We start from the raw sequence: 20,634 nt of genomic DNA, 5'->3' as shown, positions 1-20,634 counted from the left end.
GCGCCTGCCCGTTCTGCCCACAGGGCTTGCGCTCACTGTCCCCTTCGGCTACGGGAAGGACGGCCACAGCCATGCCCGCAGATCTCGCCGTCATCGGACTCGGACACCTCGGTCTGCCGCTTGCCCAGGCCGCCGTGGCGTCAGGCATCGAAACCATCGGCTACGACCCCGACCCCCGCCAGCACGCGGAACCCGCCGCCGGAGTGACGCCCGCCGACATCCGGCGCATGCTCTCCGGCGGCTTTCGCACCGTCACGGACGCGGCCGAGCTCGGCCGTGTGCGCACCGCCGTCATCTGTGCGCCCACACCCATGGGCGCCGACGGCACACTGGACCTGACCCCGCTCGCCGACGCCGCCCGGGCGCTCGCGTCCCGGCTACGGCCGCACACCACCGTCCTGCTGGAATCGGCGGTCGAGCCCGGCACCACGGAGGACTTCCTCCGTCCGCTCCTCGAAGAGGGCTCCGGCCTGCGGGCCGGCCGGGACTTCCACCTGGCCTACTCCCCCAGCCGCACCGACCCCGGCCGCCGCACGCACGGCTACGCCAACACACCGAAGGTCATCGGCGGTCTCACCCCCGCCTGCACGGAGTCCGCGGCCGCCTTCTACGCCCGGCTGACCGACAAGGTGGTCCGCGCCCGCGGTCTGCGCGAGGCCGAGACCGTCAAGGTCCTCGAGACGAACTTCCGGCACGTCAACATCGCCCTCGTCAACGAGATGGCCGTGCTCTGCCACGACCTCGGCATCGACCTCTGGGACGTCATCCGCTGCGCGGAGACCAAGCCCTTCGGTTTCCAGTCCTTCCGCCCGGGCCCCGGCGTCGGCGGCCACGGCGTCCCCCTCGACCCCGGCCCCACCCCGTGCCGCCCGCTGCGCATGGTGGGCCTCGCGCAGGAGATCAACTCTCGGATGCCGCAGTACGTGGTCCGCCGCTGCGCCACCCTCCTCAACGAACACGGCAAGTCCGCCCGTGGGGCCCGCGTCCTGCTCCTCGGCGTCACCTACAAGCCGGACCTCGCCGACCTGCAGGGCTCGCCGGCCACCGAGATCGCCCGCCGGCTGAAGGACCTGGGCGCGTCCGTGAGCTACCACGACCCCTACGTCCCCGACTGGCGCATGGACCAGGTCCCCGTCCCCCGCGCCGACTCCCTCTACGAGGCGGCCGCCGCGGCGGACCTGACGGTCCTGGTCCAGCACCACCGCACGTACGACCTCCAGGGCCTGGCGGTCAAGGCCCAACTCCTGCTCGACACAAGGGGGGCGACTCCGGCAGGGGCGGCACACCGGCTCTGACGCCTTCTCAGGCTTCGCCACGGCCGTGCAACGGTCCCATAACCGAGTGCCGTTCCGTCGTACCGGACTGCTAGTCTCCGGGACCGCGCTCGCACGCTCGTGCAACGCCGTTGATCCCAGGGGGAGTCCGCCATGAGTCAGCCCGTCCCGCCGCCGTCCGGCAACCCGTTCGCCGGTGGCGACCAGTTCGCACCCGCGCCGCCGCCGGCCCCGGTCCGCAACAACATCGGCCTCGGCATCGTCGCCGCCGTCGTCACGGCCGTCGTCACCGCGGGCATCTACGGTGCCGTCGCGGGTGCCATCGAAGCGGAGATCGGCTACGCGGCCGTCGCCGTCGGCTTCCTCATCGGCTTCGCTGCGGCCAAGGCCGGCGGCCCGAACCCGGTGCTGGCCGTCGTGAGCGCCGTACTCGGTGTCGGCGCCGTGTACCTGGGCCAGCTGGTCGGCATGGCGATGATCGTCGCCGAAGAGCTCAACGGCTCCTTCACGGAAGTGTTCTTCGACCAGTTCAGCCTGCTGACCGACGCGTGGACCGAGGTGGCCGACGGCATGACGTACGTCTTCCTCGCCATCGCCGCCGTCACCGCGTTCGCCGGCGCCAAGAAGGCCAACGCCTGACGCGCACCCGGCACATGGGAAGGGCCCGGCACCGAGGTGCCGGGCCCTTCCCATGCGTGGAGCAGCAGGTCAGCGGCGGTGCTGCGAGTCCGCCACCGTCACCTCGACACGCTGGAACTCCTTGAGCTCGCTGTAGCCCGTGGTGGCCATCGCCCTGCGCAGCGCGCCGAAGAAGTTCATCGAACCGTCGGGGGTGTGCGAGGGACCGGTGAGGACCTCCTCGGTGGTGCCCACGATGCCGAGGTCCACCAGCTTGCCGCGCGGCACGTCCTCGTGGACGGCCTCCATGCCCCAGTGACGGCCCTTGCCCGGCGCGTCGGTCGCGCGGGCCAGCGGGGAGCCGATCATCACGGCGTCGGCACCGCAGGCAATCGCCTTCGGCAGGTCGCCGGACCAGCCGACGCCGCCGTCCGCGATGACGTGGACGTACCGGCCGCCCGACTCGTCCATGTAGTCCCGGCGGGCCGCGGCGACGTCCGCGACGGCGGTCGCCATCGGCACCTGGATGCCCAGCACATTGCGGGTGGTGTGCGCCGCGCCGCCGCCGAAGCCGACGAGGACGCCCGCAGCACCGGTGCGCATGAGGTGCAGCGCGGCCGTGTACGTGGCGCAGCCGCCGACGATGACCGGCACGTCGAGCTCGTAGATGAACTGCTTGAGGTTCAGCGGCTCAGCGGCGCCGGAGACGTGCTCGGCGGAGACCGTCGTACCGCGGATGACGAAGATGTCGACGCCCGCGTCCACCACGGCCTTCGAGAACTGCGCGGTCCGCTGGGGGGAGAGCGCGGCGGCGGTCACGACCCCGGAGTCGCGCACCTCCTTGATGCGCTGGCCGATCAGCTCCTCCCTGATGGGGGCGGAGTAGATCTCCTGGAGCCGGCGGGTGGCGCTGGCCTCGTCCATCTCGGCGATCTCGTCGAGCAGCGGCTGCGGGTCGTCGTAGCGGGTCCACAGGCCCTCGAGGTTCAGGACGCCCAGGCCGCCCATCTCGCCGATGCGGATGGCGGTCTGCGGGGAGACCACGGAGTCCATCGGAGCGGCCAGGAAGGGCAGGTCGAAGCGGTAGGCGTCGATCTGCCAGGCGATCGAGACCTCCTTCGGGTCCCGCGTGCGCCGGCTCGGAACGACGGCGATGTCATCGAACGCGTACGCCCGGCGGCCGCGCTTGCCGCGCCCGATCTCGATCTCAGTCACGTGTGTGGCCTTTCCTTCTGCATCTGCGCCTGGGCCCTACCAGTATCCCCGACGCACACATGAAGGGCGGCCCCGGCAACCCCCGGGACCGCCCTCTGTCATGTGCGGGACTACTTCCTGCTGTAGTTCGGCGCCTCGACCGTCATCTGGATGTCGTGCGGGTGGCTCTCCTTGAGCCCCGCCGAGGTGATCCGCACGAACCGGCCCTTGGTCTCCATCTCGTCGACGGAGGCCGCTCCGACGTAGCCCATGGTCTGACGCAGACCACCGACCAGCTGGTGCAGCACGGCCGCGAGCGGACCGCGGTAGGGCACCTGGCCCTCGATGCCCTCGGGGACGAGCTTGTCGTCGGACGCCACCTCTGCCTGGAAGTAGCGGTCCTTGGAGTAAGACCGGCCCTGGCCGCGGGACTGCATCGCCCCGAGCGAGCCCATGCCCCGGTACGACTTGAACTGCTTGCCGTTGATGAAGAGCAGCTCACCCGGAGACTCCTCGCAGCCAGCGAGAAGGCTGCCCAGCATCACCGTGTCGGCACCCGCGGCGAGCGCCTTGCCGATGTCTCCCGAGTACTGCAGGCCGCCGTCGCCGATCACCGGGACGCCCGCGGCGCGGCAGGCCAGCGCCGCCTCGTAGATCGCGGTGACCTGCGGGACGCCGATGCCGGCGACCACGCGGGTGGTGCAGATGGAACCGGGTCCGACGCCGACCTTGACGCCGTCCACTCCCGCGTCGATCAGGGCCTGGGCGCCGTCGCGCGTCGCCACGTTGCCGCCGATGACGTCGACGCCGACGCTCGACTTGATCTTCGCCATCCAGTTGAGGGCGTTGCTGTTGTGTCCGTGCGAGGTGTCGACGATCAGGAAGTCGACGCCCGCGCCGGCCAGCGCCTGCGCCCGCTCCAGCGCCTCCGGGCTCGCGCCGACGGCCGCGCCGACGAGCAGACGGCCCTCGGCGTCCTTTGCGGCGTTCGGGTACTGCTCGGCCTTGACGAAGTCCTTGACCGTGATGAGGCCCTTGAGGATGCCGGCGTCGTCGACCAGCGGAAGCTTCTCGATCTTGTGGCGGCGCAGCAGCTCCATGGCGTCGACGCCCGAGATGCCCACCTTGCCCGTGACCAGCGGCATCGGGGTCATGACCTCGCGCACCTGGCGCGTGCGGACCGTCTCGAAGGCCATGTCACGGTTGGTGACGATGCCGAGCAGCTTGCCCGCGGCGTCGGTCACCGGAACACCGCTGATCCGGAACTTGGCGCACAGGGCGTCGGCCTCGGCGAGCGTGGCGTCCGGGTGCACCGTGATCGGGTCGGTCACCATGCCGGACTCGGAACGCTTCACCAGGTCGACCTGGTTCACCTGGTCCTCGATGGACAGATTGCGGTGCAGCACGCCCACACCGCCCTGGCGCGCCATCGCGATCGCCATGCGGGACTCGGTGACCTTGTCCATCGCCGCCGAGAGCAGCGGGATGTTCACCCGGACGTTCCTGGAGACACGGGACGAGGTGTCGACTGCGTTAGGAAGCACTTCCGACGCACCAGGCAGCAGAAGCACATCGTCGTAGGTCAGCCCGAGTGTCGCGAATTTCTCGGGCACTCCGTCGACGTTGGTCATGACACCTTCCCCAAATGGCCTTGATCGGTGCGGATGTCCATGCTAACGGCCCGAGCAGCAGTCTCATTCCACGATCAAGATCGTCCAGCAGCTTTGTATGTTCACACCACAGTCATACGCACACATACGCAGACGACAGGCGGACGGTTCACGCTCGGCCGCACGCGATCTCCGACGGACGCCTCACTGCTCCGCCAAGGCGCGCAGCCTACTGAGCGCGCGGTGCTGGGCGACCCGGACCGCGCCCGGGGACATCCCCAGCATCTGCCCGGTCTCCTCCGCGGTCAGCCCGACGGCGACCCGCAGCACCAGCAGCTCCCGCTGGTTCTCCGGAAGATTGGCGAGCAACCTCTTGGCCCACTCGGCGTCGTCGCTGAGCAGCGCCCGCTCCTCGGGGCCGAGCGAGTCGTCGGGCCGCTCCGGCATCTCGTCGGACGGCACGGCCGTCGAGCCCGGGTGGCGCATCGCGGCCCGCTGAAGATCGGCGACCTTGTGGGAGGCGATGGCGAAGACGAAGGCTTCGAAGGGCCGTCCGGTGTCCTTGTAGCGCGGCAGCGCCATCAGCACCGCGACGCACACTTCCTGCGCCAGGTCCTCCACGAAGTGACGAGCGTCACCGGGCAGCCTGCTGAGGCGCGAGCGGCAGAAACGCAGCGCGAGGGGGTGGACGTGCGCCAGCAGGTCGTGCGTCGCCTGCTCGTCGCCGTCGACGGCACGGTGCACGAGCGCACCGATGGCTCCTTGGCCGGTCGCCGCCTCGTCGTCACGCATCGGTCCATGGTGCCCTGGCCCGCGGCCGTCCGTGGCACTGCGTCCTGTGTTGTGCACCGAAGCGTTATGAGCAGGTGCGCCGGAACTCATCCCTCGCACCCTCCCCTCCCGCTCGACCGACTCGTCCCCGAGGAACTCCACACCTCAAGGATGCGGCATCGCGCGGGAAACGGATGCCCTCCGGCATCCGTAACCCCCGCACCGTCCCATTCGTACGGTCCTCAGCGGACCAGGCCCCAGCGGAATCCGAGGGCGACCGCATGTGCCCGGTCGGAGGCGCCGAGCTTCTTGAACAGCCGCCTGGCGTGCGTCTTCACCGTGTCCTCCGAGAGGAAGAGCTCACGCCCGATCTCCGCGTTGGACCGGCCGTGGCTCATTCCTTCGAGGACCTGGATCTCACGCGCCGTGAGCGTGGGAGCGGCCCCCATCTCGGCAGAACGGAGCCGGCGCGGGGCGAGCCGCCACGTCGGGTCGGCGAGCGCCTGGGTGACGGTCGCTCGCAGTTCGGCACGCGAGGCGTCCTTGTGGAGATAGCCGCGGGCGCCGGCAGCGACCGCGAGCGCGACGCCGTCGAGGTCCTCGGCCACGGTCAGCATGATGATCCGGGCGCCGGGGTCTGCCGAGAGCAGCCGGCGCACGGTCTCCACGCCGCCCAGACCGGGCATGCGTACGTCCATAAGAATCAAGTCCGAACGATCGGCACCCCAGCGGCGGAGGACTTCCTCGCCGTTGGCCGCGGTCGTCACGCGCTCGACGCCGGGCACGGTCGCGACCGCGCGGCGAAGCGCCTCTCGGGCAAGCGGGGAGTCGTCGCAGACGAGGACGGATGTCATGGCCGCCCTCCGCAGCTGATGCGCGTCACCTTGAGCCTCCAGGCTGGATACGTTTCTTCACCTGTGCGGTTGAACGCGCTCGGACATGCGCCCGAGAGCTTGTTCTTTCAACCGCCTCAGCCCTCTCAACGACGGTCACTCGAAAGAGTTACGGGTCGTGCGCAGCACTTCGGCACGCTCCGTGAGCGGGTGATCCGGCGGGCGTGAGCACCGGTTCTCCGGGCGGACGGCGGGGTCGGCGGCCCGGCGCAGGGCCACGCGGAGGTTTCACGGATTGCGGGTGGAGCACTCGTCCTCACCGGAGGCGGACCCTGCCCCATTCAGCGGCTTTTCTTCCCTTTTTCCGGTGTCTATGGCTAGATTCGCAATGAGTCATATTTACATCTACTTACACAGCAGATGTACGGTCGTTGGCACGGTGCTGGTGCCGGATCCGGCGCACGTCCGGTCGGCGCCCCGCCCGTTTCCGACCTGGTCCTGTATCCACCCAGCACGGTTTCAAGGGGACATGCGCCATGGCAGATTTCTCTCGCCTTCCCGGACCCAACGCCGATCTGTGGGACTGGCAGCTCCTCGCGGCATGCCGTGGGGTCGACAGCTCGCTCTTCTTCCATCCGGAAGGTGAGCGCGGCGCGGCGCGAAGCGCGCGCGAGAACTCGGCGAAGGAGGTCTGCATGCGGTGCCCTGTACGCGCCGAGTGCGCGGCGCACGCACTGGCCGTGCGCGAGCCCTACGGCGTCTGGGGCGGGCTGACCGAGGACGAGCGCGAGGAGCTCATGGGACGGGCACGCCACCGGCTGATCCCCGCCACGAGCGCGGGAGGTGCGGTGCACGGCTGACGAGAGCACCACGCACACGAACCGAAGAAACGTTTCTGCACGCTGCCTGCCCCCTGCCGGCAATCCGGCCCCGTGCACAGGCAGTTGTTCCGGCGTCCCGGCCCCCGATCTCCCGAGCGGGGGCCGACGGCCGCCCCGCAGGACGCACACCGTGAATCCGACGATTGCCGCCGAGGCCGTGGAGCCGCTGACGCCTCAGCGGGATGCCGCGAGGGCGAGCTGGGACAACGTCGCCGAGACGGCCGGGACATGGGCCAGGTCGGGCAGCGTCAGGGCGACGATCTCGCGGTGGACGGACGGTTCGACGGTCACCAGCCGGGCCCCCTTGGCCCGCACCGACTCCAGCGCCAGTTCAGGCAGCACAGCCACGCCGAGCCCCGCACCCACCAGCCCGATCACCGCCGGGTAGTCGTCGGTGGCGAAGTCGATGCGCGGCGTGAAGCCGGCACTCTCGCAGACCTCCACCAGTTGCCGCCGGCAGCGCGGGCAGCCCGCGATCCACGACTCCTCCGCGAGGTCGCCGATGGCCACCTTGCCCGCTTCCGCGAGGCGGTGACCGTCGGGCACCAGACCCACGAGCCGGTCGACGAGCAGCGGCCGGACGACGAGGTCGGCCCACTCCGATTCCGCCCCCGCCGTGTCGTAGCGGAAGGCGAGCGCCACGTCGCAGTCACCCTCGCGGAGCATCTCCACCGAGCGCGGCGGCTCGGCGTCGACGAGCGAGACCCGGGTGCCGGGGTGCGCCGCGCGCAGGGCGGCGAGGGCCGTGGGCACGAGCGTGGAACTACCGCTCGGGAACGAGACGAGACGTACCCGGCCGGCCCGGAGCCCGGCGATCGCCGCCACTTCCTCCTCCGCCGCGGTGAGCCCGGCGAGAATGCCGGAAGCATGGCGTACGAGCGCCTCTCCGGCCTGGGTCAGGCGCATCTCGCGGCCGGTACGGATCAGCAGCGGCGTCCCGGCCGAGGTTTCGAGCGCCTTCATCTGCTGGCTGACCGCGGGCTGGGTGCACCCCAGTTCGCGGGCGGCCGCGGAGAACGAGCCGGTGGTGGCGACGGCACGCAGGACACGGAGGTGGCGGGCTTCGATCACCCTTCAAGCATAAGCGATACTTGGAGCAACGGGCGATTAACCGCTGGTCACTTTGAGGAGGAGTCGGTTAGCGTGCGGGACATGAAGCTTCTGACCGTGAACGTGGGCCGCGCCAGGACGACCGACTGCACCGATGCACCCGGCGGCATGACCGGAATCGACAAGCGCCCGGTGGAGGGGCCCGTCCGGGTGACGGATCCGGGCCCCAAGGGGCAGGGCGGCAGCGGTCTCTCGGGGGACGCGGTCTGCGACCTGCGCCACCACGGCGGGAGCGACCAGGCCGTGTACGCCTTCGCCCGTGAGGATCTCGACGCCTGGGAAGGCGAGTTGGGGCGTCCGCTTTCCAACGGCACGTTCGGCGAGAACCTCACCACCATCGGCGTCGATGTCACCGGGGCCAGGATCGGTGAGCGGTGGCGCATCGGCGGTGCGGTGGTGCTCGAGGTCACCTCGGGCCGTGTCCCGTGCCGCACCTTCGCCGGCCGGCTCGGCGAGAAGGGCTGGGTCAGGCGTTTCACACAGAGCGGCGTGTCCGGCGCGTACCTGCGGGTCATCGAGCCTGGCGAGATCCGCGCCGGCGACCCGGTGGAGGTGGTGCACCGGCCGGAGCACCAGGTGACCGTGGAGATGGCGTTCCGGGCGGAGACCACCGAGCGCCATCTGCTTCCCCTGGTGCTCGAGGCAGGCGACGCCCTGCACAGTGAGCTGCTGAGGACCGCCCGCGCGTACGTCGCGAAATACGGCACGGCGGCCGGTCCCGGACTCGTCCCCGGCCCCGGCGCCGCATAGGCGAGGCGCCGGCAGGCCTCGCGGGGCGGGCGCCGGAAGGCGGAACGGTCCCGGCACATCGGGTCAGTTCGCGTCCCCGGGCGGGCCGTGGACGGGCACCGGTCGGGGAAGGCGCCCGCGCCGCACCACCACGTCGGGCATTAACGTGCCGCCTATGACGACTGCACTGATCACGGGAGCGACCGCGGGCATCGGCGCCGCCTTCGCGCGGCGGCTCGCGGCCGATGGCCACAACCTGGTGCTCGTGGCCAGGGACACCGAACGGCTGCAGGAACAGGCCACAGAACTGCACGACCGGCACGGCATCGAGGCGGAGGTACTGACCGCCGACCTGTCGCGGGAAGACGGGATCTGCGCGGTCGAGGAGCGCCTGGCGGACCACAAGCAGCCCGTCGATCTGCTGGTCAACAACGCGGGCTTCGGGAACAAGGGCCGGTTCCTCGAAGTCTCCATGGCCGACGAGCTGACCATGCTGAAGGTGCACTGCGAGGCCGTACTGCGGCTGACCGCGGCCGCGGCGGGACCGATGCGCGAACGCGGCCGGGGCGGCGTGGTGAACGTGGCGTCGGTCGCCGCCTTCGTGCCCCGTGGCACGTACGGCGCGTCCAAGGCATGGGTCGTGCAGTTCACACAGGGCGCCGCCAGGGACCTCGCCGGATCGGGGGTACGGCTGATGGCGCTGTGTCCGGGATTCGTACGGACCGAGTTCCACCAGCGGGCCGGCATGGGCACGGACAACATCCCCGGCTGGATGTGGCTGGACGCCGACAAGCTGGTGGCGTCGGCGCTCTCGGACCTGGCCAAGGGGAAGTCCCTCTCCATCCCCGATCCCCGCTACAAGGCGCTGATGGGCGTGGTGAAGCTGACGCCGCGCGGCCTGCTGGGCGGGCTCACGTCGAAGACGGGCCGTAAGTACGGGCCGCAGTAGCCGCTCACGGCACGACTGTGATCCGCCTCACTAAAATGGACGTATCCCCTCGGGGGCCGCAGCGGCTCGGGAGGCGCCATGAAATTCGTGCAGATCATCGACTACAAGACCGCCAGGTTCGACGACGTGAACGCGCTCATGGACAGGTGGGTCGAGCAGACACAGGGCAAGCGGACCACCGGCCACGCCGTCACGGGGAAGGACCGCAGCGACAGCAGCCACTACGTCGACATCGTCGAGTTTCCCTCGTACGAGGAGGCGATGAGGAACTCGCACCTCCCGGAGACGGACAAGATGTTCCAGGAGATGGTGGCCCTCTGCGACGGCATGCCCTCGTTCACCGACCTGGACGTCGTCCGTGAGGAACAGCTGAACGCGGCAACGGCCCGCCGTTTCTTCCACGAGATCGCGGCCGGCGGCAATCTGGACGCCATCGGCGAGGTCTTCGCCGACGACTACATCGACCACGACATCGCCAACGAAGAGGACACCGAGGTCGGCACGGAGGTCATACGCCGGGACCTCACCATGTGGCGCGACGCCTTCGACTTCACCTTCGAGCTCGACCGGCAGGTCACCCAGGGGGACGACGTCGTGACGCTGTGGACCTGGAGCGGCAGGCACAAGGCGGAGTTCCGGGGCATCCCGGCGACGGGAGAGCAGTGCGCAATCACCGGCACGACGATCTTCCGGTTCGAGGACGGGAAGATCAAGGAAGGCTGGTGGCACATGGACCTGATGCGGCTGATGCGCCAGCTCGGCGCCCTGTAGGCCGCGCCTGTCAGGAGACGTTCCAACGGGGAAGGCCCCCGCCCTCGCGCGATGCGGGGACGGGGGCCTTCTCGGCGCTTGTCGCGTCAGTGGCTGTGGCCGTGACCGTGGCCGTGACCCGCGTCGCCCTCGTCCTCGGCCGGCTTCTCGACGACCAGGGTCTCGGTCGTGAGCAGCAGGGAGGCGATGGACGCGGCGTTCTCCAGAGCGGAGCGCGTGACCTTGACCGGGTCGATGACGCCGGCCTTGACCAGGTCGCCGTACTCGCCGGTCGCGGCGTTGAAGCCCTGACCCGCCTCGAGCTCGGCCACCTTGGCGGTGATGACGTAGCCCTCGAGGCCGGCGTTCTCGGCGATCCAGCGCAGCGGCTCGACGGCGGCGCGGCGGACGACGGCGACACCGGTGGCCTCGTCGCCGTCCTTGCCCAGGTTGCCCTCGAGCACCTTCACGGCGTGGACGAGCGCGGAGCCACCACCGGAGACGATGCCCTCCTCGACCGCGGCGCGGGTCGCGGAGATGGCGTCCTCGAGACGGTGCTTCTTCTCCTTGAGCTCCACCTCGGTGGCGGCGCCGACCTTGATCACGCACACGCCGCCGGCCAGCTTCGCGAGGCGCTCCTGGAGCTTCTCGCGGTCCCAGTCGGAGTCGGTGGACTCGATCTCGGCCTTGATCTGGTTGACGCGGCCCGCGACGTCCTCGCTCTTGCCGCCACCGTCGACGATCGTGGTGTCGTCCTTGGTGATCGTCACGCGGCGGGCGGTGCCCAGCACGTCCAGACCGGCCTGGTCCAGCTTGAGGCCGACCTCTTCGGCGATGACGGTGGCACCGGTGAGGGTGGCCATGTCGCCGAGCATCGCCTTGCGGCGGTCGCCGAAGCCGGGGGCCTTGACGGCCACCGCGTTGAAGGTGCCGCGGATCTTGTTCACGACGAGGGTGGAGAGCGCCTCGCCCTCGACATCCTCGGCGATGATCAGCAGCGGCTTGGAGCCACCGGCCTGGATGACCTTCTCCAGCAGCGGCAGCATGTCCTGGATGGAGGTGATCTTGCCCTGGTGGATCAGGATGTACGGGTCGTCGAGGACGGCCTCCATACGCTCCTGGTCGGTCACCATGTACGGGGACAGGTAGCCCTTGTCGAAGGCCATGCCCTCGGTGAAGTCGAGCTCCAGACCGAAGGTGTTGGACTCCTCGACGGTGATGACACCGTCCTTGCCGACCTTGTCCATCGCCTCGGCGATGAGCTCGCCGACCTGCTGGTCCTGCGCGGAGAGCGCGGCCACGGCGGCGATGTCGGCCTTGTCCTCGATCGGGCGGGCGGTCGCGAGGAGCTCCTCGGACACGGCCTTGACCGCGGCGTCGATGCCCTTCTTCAGGGCGGCCGGGGAAGCGCCGGCGGCGACGTTGCGCAGACCCTCGCGGACCAGCGCCTGGGCCAGCACGGTGGCGGTGGTCGTACCGTCACCCGCGATGTCGTTGGTCTTGGTCGCCACCTCCTTCACCAGCTGGGCGCCCAGGTTCTCGTACGGGTCCTCGATCTCGACCTCGCGGGCGATGGTGACGCCGTCGTTGGTGATGGTGGGAGCGCCGAACTTCTTGTCGATGACGACGTTGCGGCCACGGGGGCCGATCGTCACCTTGACCGTGTCGGCAAGCTTGTTGACGCCGCGCTCGAGGGCGCGACGGGCGTCCTCGTCGAACTTCAGGATCTTCGCCATGGGAGCGGTTCAGCCCTCTCGGATTTCGTGTTCAAAGAACTGCGCCCCTCGCCGCCCGGCATCAGCGGGGTGGCCAGGGGCGCAGCTCAAGGCAGAACTGGCGCGGAGTCCCAGGGGTCGATGACCCCTGAGCGCGCCCCTGCTTTTCTACTTCTCGACGATCGCGAGCACGTCGCGGGCCGAGAGGACGAGGTACTCCTCGCCGCTGTACTTCACTTCGGTGCCGCCGTACTTGCTGTACAGCACGATGTCGCCGGTCTTCACGTCGAGCGGCAGGCGCTCGCCGTTCTCGAAGCGGCCCGGGCCCACGGCCAGGACGACGCCCTCCTGGGGCTTCTCCTTGGCGGTGTCCGGAATAACCAGGCCAGAGGCCGTGGTCTGCTCGGCGTCGAGCGGCTGGACCACAATGCGGTCCTCGAGCGGCTTGATGGCAACCTTGGAGCTGGCGGTCGTCACGATCCGACCTCCCCCTTCGGAGATCACGGGGTTAACTGATCTGAGGTGGCGACCAGGTGGATCCGTCGTCGCGGGTGCCGGACCTGCCCGTCGCTGTGTTGGCACTCTCACTTGGTGAGTGCCAGGGCCGAGACTATGACTGCGATTAGCACTCGGTCAAGCGGAGTGCCAATGCGAGACCGCGTGGCGTTCCGATTCGGACTCCCGTCCGGCCATGGTTCCGCCGTCCGGTCGCCGCCCCCGGCCCCGCCCGACGGTCCCCGGTCTCAGACGTAGTCCTCCAGCCTGGCCACTGCGTAGCCCTTCGCCGTCACAGTCCGCATCACCCGCCGGATCATGTCCGGCATGCTGCCCTCCCATTCCCCCTCGCCGCGGAAGTGCGTGAGGATGATGTCGCCCGGGTGCAGGTCCCGGTCCCACTCCCGCCACTCCATGTGGTCGGGAAACGCCTCCGCGGCCCACAGCGGCACGGCCTCGACGCCGCACTTCTTGGCGACGCGCAGGGTGTCCTTGTTGTAGTTCCCGTACGGCGGGCGCATGAGCCGGGGCCGGCTCCCGTAGCGCTTCTCGAGCTTGTCCTGCTGGCCGCAGATCTCACGCTCCTGCTCGGCGTACGAAAGGCCGGGCAGATAAGGGTGGTTGAGCGTGTGGTTGTGCAGCGCCACCCCGCTGTCCCGCATCTTCTCGAAGTAGCCGTAGTCGTCGCTGATGACGTAGTCGCTGAGGAAGGCGCTGTACGGGATCCGCAGGTCGGACATCATCCGCAGCAGTTCGGGGTCCTTCTCCGCGCCGTCGTCGATCGTAAGGAAGACGATCTTCTCCTTCGTCGGGACGGTGGTGAACACGGGCGGCAGCCCCTCTCCGCCCTTCACCTCGAATCCCTTGCGGGTGGCGATCCGAGGCTTGACGGCGGGTGGCGGTGGCGCTGCGAGCGGCGTCTGATTCAGGCCCCACTTCTTCGCGGCGGCGGCGCGGGCCTTCTGGCTGAGCGCGGCCTTCTCCCGGTGCGCCGCACCGCCGCCGGCCGCTTCGCGCGCCTTCCGGGCGTCCGGCTCCTGCGCCTGCGCCCCCTGCCCTGCTTCCTTCTCGGCGGCGGGCCGGGAGGGGCGGGGTGCCTTCGGCGGCCCCTCGGCCGCACAGGCGGAGCCGAGCGCGGCGACAACGAGCGAGACAAGGGCCGCACGGACCCGATACGCTCCCAATTTTCCCTTTTGTCGTACTAGCTGCATGGCGACGCATCCTGTCAGCGCGCCGCCCGCTCATCGGTCCGACACCGCCGCCACGAGCGCACCATCCCCCACCTGGACCACAATGGCCCGGTGAACGACCTCGATCCGCTCGCCGCCTTCACCGCACTGCGCACCGAGGAGGGCGAAGCGCTGCTGGCCTCGCTGGCCTCCTACGACCCCGCCCGTGAACTGGCCGTGGCGACCCGCCTGCGACGCGAGCACCCGGCGCCCCTCGTCTCCGCGGCGCTGGGGCAGGCGCGGCTGCGGCAGCGGGCGGCGGCGAAGTTCGGCGAAGAGGACGCCCGCCGGATGTTCTTCACCCCGAACGGCGTCGAGCAGTCCACCCGCCGCTCGGTCGCGGACCACCGGGCCGCGCGGTTCGCCGCGCTCGGCGTACGAAGCGTCGCCGACCTGTGCAGCGGCATCGGCGGCGACGCGATCGCCCTGGCCCGGGCGGGCATCCCGGTGCTGGCCGTCGACCGCGACCCGCTCACGGCGGAAGTCGCACGTGCGAACGCCGAAGCGCTGGGCCTGTCCGCCCTGATCGAGGTCCGCTGCGCGGACGTCACGGACATCGACACCTCCCCGTACGACGCGGTCTTCGCCGACCCGGCCCGCCGGGGCGGCCGTGGCCGCATCTTCGACCCGGAGGCGTACTCCCCGCCCCTGTCCTGGGCGATCGGCGCCGCCCGCACCCGCCCCCATGCGGCCCTGAAGGTCGCCCCGGGCATCCCCCATGAGGCGGTCCCCGAGGACGCCGAGGCGGAGTGGATCTCGGACGGCGGCGATGTCAAGGAGGCGGTGCTCTGGTTCGGCACGGCCCCGTCCACGGTCCGCGCAACCCTCCTCCCGGGCCCGCACACCCTCACCGGCCGCGGTCTGCCGAACCCGCCGGTGCGCCCGGTCGGCCGCTACCTGTACGAACCCGACGGGGCCGTGATCCGCGCCCACCTGGTCGCGGAGGCCGCGAAGGACGTGTCGGGCGGCCTTCTGGACGAGACGATCGCGTACATCACCTCGGACGGACTGCGCCCGATCCCGTTTGCGACAGCGTACGAGATCACCGACCAACTCCCCTTCAACCTGAAGAAGTTGAAGGCGCTGCTCCGGGAGCGAGGGGTCGGCAACCTCACCGTGAAGAAGCGCGGCTCGGCGGTCGAGCCGGAAGAGGTCCGCCGTAAGGTGAAGCCGCAGGGGCCCAATGCGGCGACGGTCTTCCTGACGCGGGTAGCGGGGGCACCGACGATGCTGATCGGCCGACCGGTGTAGGGACGTCGCATGCCCACAGCCGACCCCGTGGAGCGCACGCCGCACGTCCTGCGGGAGATCGCCGCACACGTGGAGGAGTGGAACTCCCTGCCCAAGGGGGAGGTCGCCATGACGACCAGGGAACTCGCTCTGCGCTTCCCGCGTCTCATTCCGAAGCTGTCCATCTACTTCGGCCAGGACGGTTCGGCGATCTCGGACGAGATGAGCGGGTCAACGATCGAAGAGGGCATCGCAATGTGGATCGACCAGATCCATCCACGTTGCCCGTGGGAGCTGCCCGGCACGGCCGCGGAGTGTTACGAGGCCTTGGCCCTGTTCCAGCACGAGAGGCGGAAGTGGCCAGGGCCAGGGCATTCGGAGCCAGGGCCTTGGACGAGTTCAAGCCCCGCCACCGCTGGACGCGCGACGGCCACACCGATCTCGGCATACACCAAGTGGATCTCGCTTCGACGGAGTGGCTGGGGAACGCCCACACGGCGACTCGGCACGTCGGGCTGACCGACGAGCAACTGGCCCAGCGACTCCGCGACGACCTGAAGAAGGGGCCACGACCGGAGTCGAACTGGCCGTACGGTCAGCCGTTCCCCGCGTACGCATCCACGTCCACCGACATGGACACGGCGCAGCGGGCGACGCAGTACAACATCGACGAGCACGCCGGCGATATAAAGAACTGGCTCGACTCTGATCCGCCTCCGAGGAAGGGCGAGTCGAAAGAATTCATTACCGAAAGCACGCCATACGGAGAAAATGGCAGAAGTATCGACCGGCAACACATGAAGAAAGACCCGGAATCAGGCAGAGAAGCCATCGAATTCCCGACACAAAAGGCAGTGGACACCTACGGCGTCAAGACGAAGATTGTCTACAATGATGACATTGATCCGCCCTTCGTCGTTATGACCTCGATGCCGGTCGTGGGCAAGAGAGCAGAAGGAAACTAGCTGCATGCCAAGCCGTCAGGAATTTTTCGAATACTTCCAGCTAGCGGGTGCCAGACTCCTGCTTGCGCCGGTCAGGGACGGCATCCCTGCCGACCCCGAAAGTTGGAAGCCAGCACTTGCAGCCCAGATTCGCGGCCTGTGGACGTCCAGCCAGGAGAACGGCAGGCACCTCCACGAGATCGCCGCCGAGCTTCGCTCAGCAGCCGACCTCTTCGAGGCATCCGCTTCAACGACGCTGCCGTACGCGCTGAAGAAAATTCCTCCAGCGAAACCGGTGGACCGCACTCCTGAAGTGCTGCGGGAGATCGCCGCACACATCGACGAATGGAACTCTTCGCCGAAAGGGGAGGTCGCCATGACGACGAAGGAACTCGCTCTGCGCTTCCCGCGTCTCATTCCGAAGCTGTCCATCTACTTCGGCCAGGACGGTTCGGCGATCTCGGACGAGATGAGCGGGTCAACGATCGAAGAGGGCATCGCAATGTGGATCGACCAGATCCATCCACGTTGCCCGTGGGAGCTGCCCGGCACGGCCGCGGAGTGTTACGAGGCCTTGGCCCTGTTCCAGCACGAGGACGCCCTCGACCGGTTCTTCGCGCAGGAACACGGAGGCGGATCGGGCGCCGTGGATTTCGAGGAATTGCTCCCTTTGCTGGCGCAGAGCTGCATCGACCACATGAAATCCCACCACCCACCGGTGTGGGAAAGCGATAGGACGCTACCGTCCGCTCGGCTCTGAAGGCCGCACCGCGTCTGCGAAGCCGCGCGAACTCTCCTTCGAGGGAGGAGCGCGCCCCGAAATGCCGAGCGGCAGCCCTGTAACGGGGGTCACATCCGCATCGTGCTCTACAACAGCCGTGCGGTCACCGGCCGTTGTTAGGTTGTTCGGAGTGATCACCGACCGCGTGAGGGGGGGGAACCATGGTCGACAAGGCCCATCTTGACGTCTCCGACGACGACCTGACCCGACTCGCCGGCGACCTCGACGGTATGCAGCGCCACCTGGACAACCAGGTACGGCGGATGGACGCGATCGTCGACCGCATCGAGGCCGGCTGGAAGGGCGAGGCGGCCAAGGGCTACCGCGCCCTGCACCAGGGAGCGGCCGAGGACGCCGTGCGCATCCGGGAGATCCTCAAGGTCCTCGAAGAGGCCATGAGGATGAGCCGGGACGGCTTCACCGACCAGGAGCTGGACACCCTGCGCCGGATGCGCCAGGCCGAGAGCGGTGTAGACGCCGCCCTCGAAGCGGCCAGGCTCTCCGAGGGCACCGCCCCCCTCGCACCGGCCAGCCGCATCCTCGACGTCTGACACACGATTCCACGGGGGCACCACACATGGCAGACGACTACATCGGCGTCAGCTTCAGCACACTGCGCGAAGCCGCCGGCGAACTCGAGGACATCCTCAAGCAGCTCAACCTGCGCCTGGAAGACCTATACACCCGCACCGAGAAGGTCGTCCTCACCTGGAAGGGCGACGCCCGCGACGCGTTCGTGGAAGAACTCGACCAGTGGGACAAGCAGATGCAGGACCTCCAGGCCGCCCAGGCCTGGCTGCACGAGGTCGTCACCACAGGCCACGCCAACTACGCCGAGGCACACCGCGCGGTCCTGCGCGGCTGGGGAGCCGCCTGATGGGCACCCCGCCTCCACCACAGAACGGCACCATAGACGTCAAGCCCTCGGACCTGTTCCGGGTTTCGGGCGCGTTCGCGAAAGAGCAGACGGATTTCCACAAGGCAGCGAATAAGCTGCTGGACGACCTGGGGGAGTACCAGGACGCGGGCGGCTACGGCACGTCGGCCGAGGCGTTCTCCACGGCATACATGAAGGTCGGCAACCGCTTCCTCGACGTGTGGGCGAGGAGCGTGGTGAGCGTCGGCGGCGCGGCTGTCGGCTTCACCACCACGGCCAACAACTACGGCAAGGCCGATGCGGCAGCGGATCCCACCGGTAAGAAGAAGGCCGTCACCATGCCTCTGCCGCAGGTGATCGACAAAGCCCCTACATACCCTCACGTCACCGACCTGAAGTGGGGTGACGACGATGGTGGGGATCGCATCTGGACCCGCATCCTGGAGTGGGTGCCGGAGATCATCCGGGATGCCATGCGGGTCGCGATCAAACACGTCTACCGCATGGGCCGGGTCCCGGACGTCTATCCCTTTCCCAATCAGCATCACCTGAACTCCCTGGCGGGTGCCTGGGGACGGGCCAACAGGGACCCTTCCATAATCCTGGGCAACCTGACCGGTCACGTGGCCGGTATCACCAGCCAGGCCAACAGCGAGTGGCACGATGCCATGCGGACATTCTGCAGTTCTCTCTGGGGCACGGCCGCATGGGGGAAGAGCCGGGAGGGCTACGAGTGGGCGCACGACACGGCGACTTCACCGGTCACGGTCGGCGCCACCAACCCGATCTTCGCGGTTTTGTCCGACACGAGCCGGAAGATCAGTGATCTCCTGCGCAAGTTCGCCGAAGCCTCCGTCGAACTGAACGAGAAGGTCTTCGACGAGTACATGGAAGCGGTCAGGAAAGCCGTTCTCGACGTGGACCTGAAAGACGGTTTCGACGTCAAGGACGTCAAGGGAATCGTAAAGGGGATCGTCAAAGGGGCGTCTTCAGTCGGTGCCAACATCCCGCTGAACATCGACACGACTGCCATGAACGCGATCGTCAACCGCTACACGACCGCTGTGGACGGACTCACCCAGCAGTTCGAGGCCATGATGCCCGCATTGGCGGAGGCGCACCTGAGTGCGCCGAAATTTGACGCTGAATCAGCCAGAGCTCAGGCTTTTGGGACGCGTGCCCTCAATGAGTTCAAGCCGGAGCACAAGTGGAACGATCCGCAGGAGACTAAGAACGGAATCTATAGGATCGACCTGGCTTCCCACGAATGGCTGAATGGCGGCCACAGTATTGATAAGCATGTAGGGAAGAGTGACGAGCAACTGGCGCAGCGCCTGCGTGATCAGGGAACTCATCCGACAACCGCTTGGCCACACGGAAAACCCTCGGTGAGCGCGTCGTCATCGTTCAGGAATATGACTGAGGCGCAGAAGTACACCCAGTATAATATTGACCAGAAAACTGCCGAAATTCAGGCGTGGCTCAAGGGCCCCCCACCTCCGTCAGATGGAGAAGTCGAAAAATTCGTCAGTTCTGGGCCTGACGCGAGCACGGGAACAACTGTCACAAAGCAGCCAGCTAAGGATGATCACGGGAACGATATACCCGGAACCGGCTATAAGCAGCATGGTGTGAATGCCAAGGCGATCGAGACGACTAAGGTCAGCACAGTTCTCCGTTACGATTCCAGACTTGATCCTCCTTTCGTCGTTCTCACCTCCATGCCTGCCCTCTGACAAGAATCGAGTGTTTGACATGACTCCTCTTGGTCGTGAATCCTGGGCAACTGCAGCACTGCGCCTATTTGACGACGAGTACGTGCTCGTGGCGACAGCCCCGAGAGTTCATTCGGACTGGCGGGCCGACGTTCTGGCTGTCATGAATCGGGAGACAGAAGACCCGCGTGGTTGGCTTGTTCTTGATCGGGACAAGGAGGAGCGGGAAGGTGGAATGGAGCGCAGGGCTTCGTTTCCCTTCTCGGAGGTCAGTATCGGTCTATTGCAGGAACGCCTTTACAAGGTGTCCGGCGAAACTGCTGCGTATCTATTGGTGGGCATGACAGATGATTGGTGCGATATCTCCAACATCCCGAAAGAGATCAAGGACAGCCTTCTTTCAGACGCAGACACGCTGCTCGCCCGGTTCGGACAGCACTTCGACTGCTATACCAACATCACTGACGCAAAAACGACTGAGACTCCGGACCTTTTCAGGAAATCTCCCGGCTGGTTCTGCCTGACCGAGTACACCGCTGACTACGGGCTCGTTGTGGTCTCAGCGGAGGAGGTTGGTGTCTTCTGGTCGTTCAATCCCATCTGAGGAGAGATGCCTGTATGCAGACCCGATCCGCCACCTATCCCGACCGGGAGACCGCCCAGTGGGCGACCCAGCAGGTCGTGACCGCCAACGAGCAGGCCATCCACCGCTGGCTGGCCCAGTCGACCCGGCAGCGTCTGACCGTCGAGGCCGCCTGGCCGTCCCGCCCCGAGCCGGTCGGGCGCGTCCTGCTCCAGGCGATGATGCTCGCCGGCCGTGACCCGGTCGACGTCCGCGCGGCCCGCGTGATCCTCAAGCGCGACGAGACCAGCCCGCACGGCTTCACCGTCCACGCCACCTTCCCGATCTACCTCTAGAGGCAGCACTC

At 68.1% G+C, this 20,634-nt stretch carries 22 protein-coding genes; 14 read left to right on the top strand and 8 right to left on the bottom strand.

Annotated features, from left to right (window positions below; genetic code table 11):
* Nucleotides 1-71 precede the first annotated feature (71 nt).
* Complete coding sequence (locus MDN94_RS11280) at nucleotides 72-1,295, top strand: nucleotide sugar dehydrogenase (RefSeq protein ID WP_482725684.1); 1,224 nt, start codon at nucleotides 72-74, stop codon at nucleotides 1,293-1,295.
* 132 nt (nucleotides 1,296-1,427) lie between these two features.
* Nucleotides 1,428-1,913, top strand: coding sequence for a hypothetical protein (locus MDN94_RS11275; protein WP_482725683.1), 486 nt, complete (start codon nucleotides 1,428-1,430; stop codon nucleotides 1,911-1,913).
* A gap of 69 nt (nucleotides 1,914-1,982) precedes the next feature.
* Here the strand turns inward: MDN94_RS11275 and MDN94_RS11270 are convergent, their stop codons facing one another.
* The 4 genes from MDN94_RS11270 to MDN94_RS11255 all read right to left on the bottom strand — a co-directional run bounded on the left by MDN94_RS11270 (nucleotide 1,983) and on the right by MDN94_RS11255 (nucleotide 6,321).
* Nucleotides 1,983-3,107, bottom strand: coding sequence for a GuaB3 family IMP dehydrogenase-related protein (locus tag MDN94_RS11270; RefSeq protein ID WP_482725682.1), 1,125 nt, complete (start codon nucleotides 3,105-3,107; stop codon nucleotides 1,983-1,985).
* A gap of 110 nt (nucleotides 3,108-3,217) precedes the next feature.
* Entirely contained in the window at nucleotides 3,218-4,717 is a 1,500-nt protein-coding gene (gene guaB / locus MDN94_RS11265; RefSeq protein ID WP_441263730.1) for an IMP dehydrogenase, read from the bottom strand.
* Between the two features lie 183 nt (nucleotides 4,718-4,900).
* Nucleotides 4,901-5,488, bottom strand: coding sequence for a sigma-70 family RNA polymerase sigma factor (locus tag MDN94_RS11260; protein WP_159688461.1), 588 nt, complete (start codon nucleotides 5,486-5,488; stop codon nucleotides 4,901-4,903).
* Between the two features lie 221 nt (nucleotides 5,489-5,709).
* Nucleotides 5,710-6,321 carry a response regulator transcription factor gene (locus MDN94_RS11255; protein WP_003948568.1) on the bottom strand — a complete coding sequence of 204 codons (612 nt, stop codon included), beginning with the start codon at nucleotides 6,319-6,321 and terminating at the stop codon, nucleotides 5,710-5,712.
* A gap of 515 nt (nucleotides 6,322-6,836) precedes the next feature.
* On the opposite strand from MDN94_RS11255, the gene MDN94_RS11250 reads away from it, so the two are divergent.
* Nucleotides 6,837-7,160 (top strand): WhiB family transcriptional regulator, encoded by a 324-nt coding sequence (locus MDN94_RS11250; RefSeq protein ID WP_189466813.1) that lies wholly within the window; start codon nucleotides 6,837-6,839, stop codon nucleotides 7,158-7,160.
* Between the two features lie 195 nt (nucleotides 7,161-7,355).
* Here the strand turns inward: MDN94_RS11250 and MDN94_RS11245 are convergent, their stop codons facing one another.
* Entirely contained in the window at nucleotides 7,356-8,252 is an 897-nt protein-coding gene (locus MDN94_RS11245; protein ID WP_482725681.1) for a LysR family transcriptional regulator, read from the bottom strand.
* 81 nt (nucleotides 8,253-8,333) lie between these two features.
* On the opposite strand from MDN94_RS11245, the gene MDN94_RS11240 reads away from it, so the two are divergent.
* The 3 genes from MDN94_RS11240 to MDN94_RS11230 all read left to right on the top strand — a co-directional run bounded on the left by MDN94_RS11240 (nucleotide 8,334) and on the right by MDN94_RS11230 (nucleotide 10,740).
* Entirely contained in the window at nucleotides 8,334-9,041 is a 708-nt protein-coding gene (locus tag MDN94_RS11240) for an MOSC domain-containing protein (protein WP_482725680.1), read from the top strand.
* A 154-nt stretch (nucleotides 9,042-9,195) separates the two neighbouring features.
* The gene (locus MDN94_RS11235; protein WP_482725679.1) at nucleotides 9,196-9,969 is read left to right on the top strand and encodes an SDR family NAD(P)-dependent oxidoreductase; all 774 of its coding nucleotides are present in this window, start codon (nucleotides 9,196-9,198) and stop codon (nucleotides 9,967-9,969) included.
* A 78-nt stretch (nucleotides 9,970-10,047) separates the two neighbouring features.
* Entirely contained in the window at nucleotides 10,048-10,740 is a 693-nt protein-coding gene (locus tag MDN94_RS11230; RefSeq protein WP_482725678.1) for an ester cyclase, read from the top strand.
* Nucleotides 10,741-10,826: 86 nt separating this feature from the next.
* Here the strand turns inward: MDN94_RS11230 and groL are convergent, their stop codons facing one another.
* The 3 genes from groL to MDN94_RS11215 all read right to left on the bottom strand — a co-directional run bounded on the left by groL (nucleotide 10,827) and on the right by MDN94_RS11215 (nucleotide 14,140).
* Nucleotides 10,827-12,455 carry a chaperonin GroEL gene (gene groL / locus MDN94_RS11225; RefSeq protein WP_482725677.1) on the bottom strand — a complete coding sequence of 543 codons (1,629 nt, stop codon included), beginning with the start codon at nucleotides 12,453-12,455 and terminating at the stop codon, nucleotides 10,827-10,829.
* A 147-nt stretch (nucleotides 12,456-12,602) separates the two neighbouring features.
* Nucleotides 12,603-12,911 carry a co-chaperone GroES gene (gene groES / locus MDN94_RS11220; RefSeq protein ID WP_005313390.1) on the bottom strand — a complete coding sequence of 103 codons (309 nt, stop codon included), beginning with the start codon at nucleotides 12,909-12,911 and terminating at the stop codon, nucleotides 12,603-12,605.
* Nucleotides 12,912-13,177: 266 nt separating this feature from the next.
* Complete coding sequence (locus MDN94_RS11215; protein ID WP_482725676.1) at nucleotides 13,178-14,140, bottom strand: polysaccharide deacetylase family protein; 963 nt, start codon at nucleotides 14,138-14,140, stop codon at nucleotides 13,178-13,180.
* Between the two features lie 90 nt (nucleotides 14,141-14,230).
* Between MDN94_RS11215 and MDN94_RS11210 the strand changes: the two genes are divergently transcribed.
* The 8 genes from MDN94_RS11210 (at nucleotide 14,231) to MDN94_RS11175 (ending at nucleotide 20,623) form a co-directional block, all read left to right on the top strand.
* Nucleotides 14,231-15,409, top strand: a complete 1,179-nt coding sequence (locus MDN94_RS11210) for a class I SAM-dependent methyltransferase (protein ID WP_482725675.1) — start codon at nucleotides 14,231-14,233, stop codon at nucleotides 15,407-15,409.
* Between the two features lie 368 nt (nucleotides 15,410-15,777).
* Entirely contained in the window at nucleotides 15,778-16,353 is a 576-nt protein-coding gene (locus MDN94_RS11205; RefSeq protein WP_482725674.1) for a hypothetical protein, read from the top strand.
* A 4-nt stretch (nucleotides 16,354-16,357) separates the two neighbouring features.
* On the top strand, nucleotides 16,358-17,092 hold the full coding sequence (locus tag MDN94_RS11200; RefSeq protein ID WP_482725673.1) for a hypothetical protein: 735 nt from the start codon (nucleotides 16,358-16,360) through the stop codon (nucleotides 17,090-17,092).
* Nucleotides 17,093-17,274: 182 nt separating this feature from the next.
* The gene (locus MDN94_RS11195; RefSeq protein WP_482725672.1) at nucleotides 17,275-17,664 is read left to right on the top strand and encodes a WXG100 family type VII secretion target; all 390 of its coding nucleotides are present in this window, start codon (nucleotides 17,275-17,277) and stop codon (nucleotides 17,662-17,664) included.
* A gap of 26 nt (nucleotides 17,665-17,690) precedes the next feature.
* On the top strand, nucleotides 17,691-17,990 hold the full coding sequence (locus tag MDN94_RS11190; RefSeq protein ID WP_441265790.1) for a WXG100 family type VII secretion target: 300 nt from the start codon (nucleotides 17,691-17,693) through the stop codon (nucleotides 17,988-17,990).
* Nucleotides 17,990-19,726 (top strand): RNase A-like domain-containing protein, encoded by a 1,737-nt coding sequence (locus MDN94_RS11185; RefSeq protein ID WP_482725671.1) that lies wholly within the window; start codon nucleotides 17,990-17,992, stop codon nucleotides 19,724-19,726. Before MDN94_RS11190 ends, MDN94_RS11185 begins: the two co-directional genes overlap by 1 nt.
* A gap of 19 nt (nucleotides 19,727-19,745) precedes the next feature.
* Nucleotides 19,746-20,309, top strand: coding sequence for a hypothetical protein (locus MDN94_RS11180; protein ID WP_482725670.1), 564 nt, complete (start codon nucleotides 19,746-19,748; stop codon nucleotides 20,307-20,309).
* Between the two features lie 14 nt (nucleotides 20,310-20,323).
* Nucleotides 20,324-20,623, top strand: coding sequence for an RNase A-like domain-containing protein (locus tag MDN94_RS11175; RefSeq protein ID WP_482725669.1), 300 nt, complete (start codon nucleotides 20,324-20,326; stop codon nucleotides 20,621-20,623).
* Nucleotides 20,624-20,634: the final 11 nt, after the last annotated feature.

The sequence above is a fragment of the Streptomyces sp. WAC00040 genome (assembly GCF_056835925.1).
The sequence above is the reverse complement of the archived record's forward strand: the minus strand, read 5'-3'. Positions and strand labels throughout refer to the sequence as shown.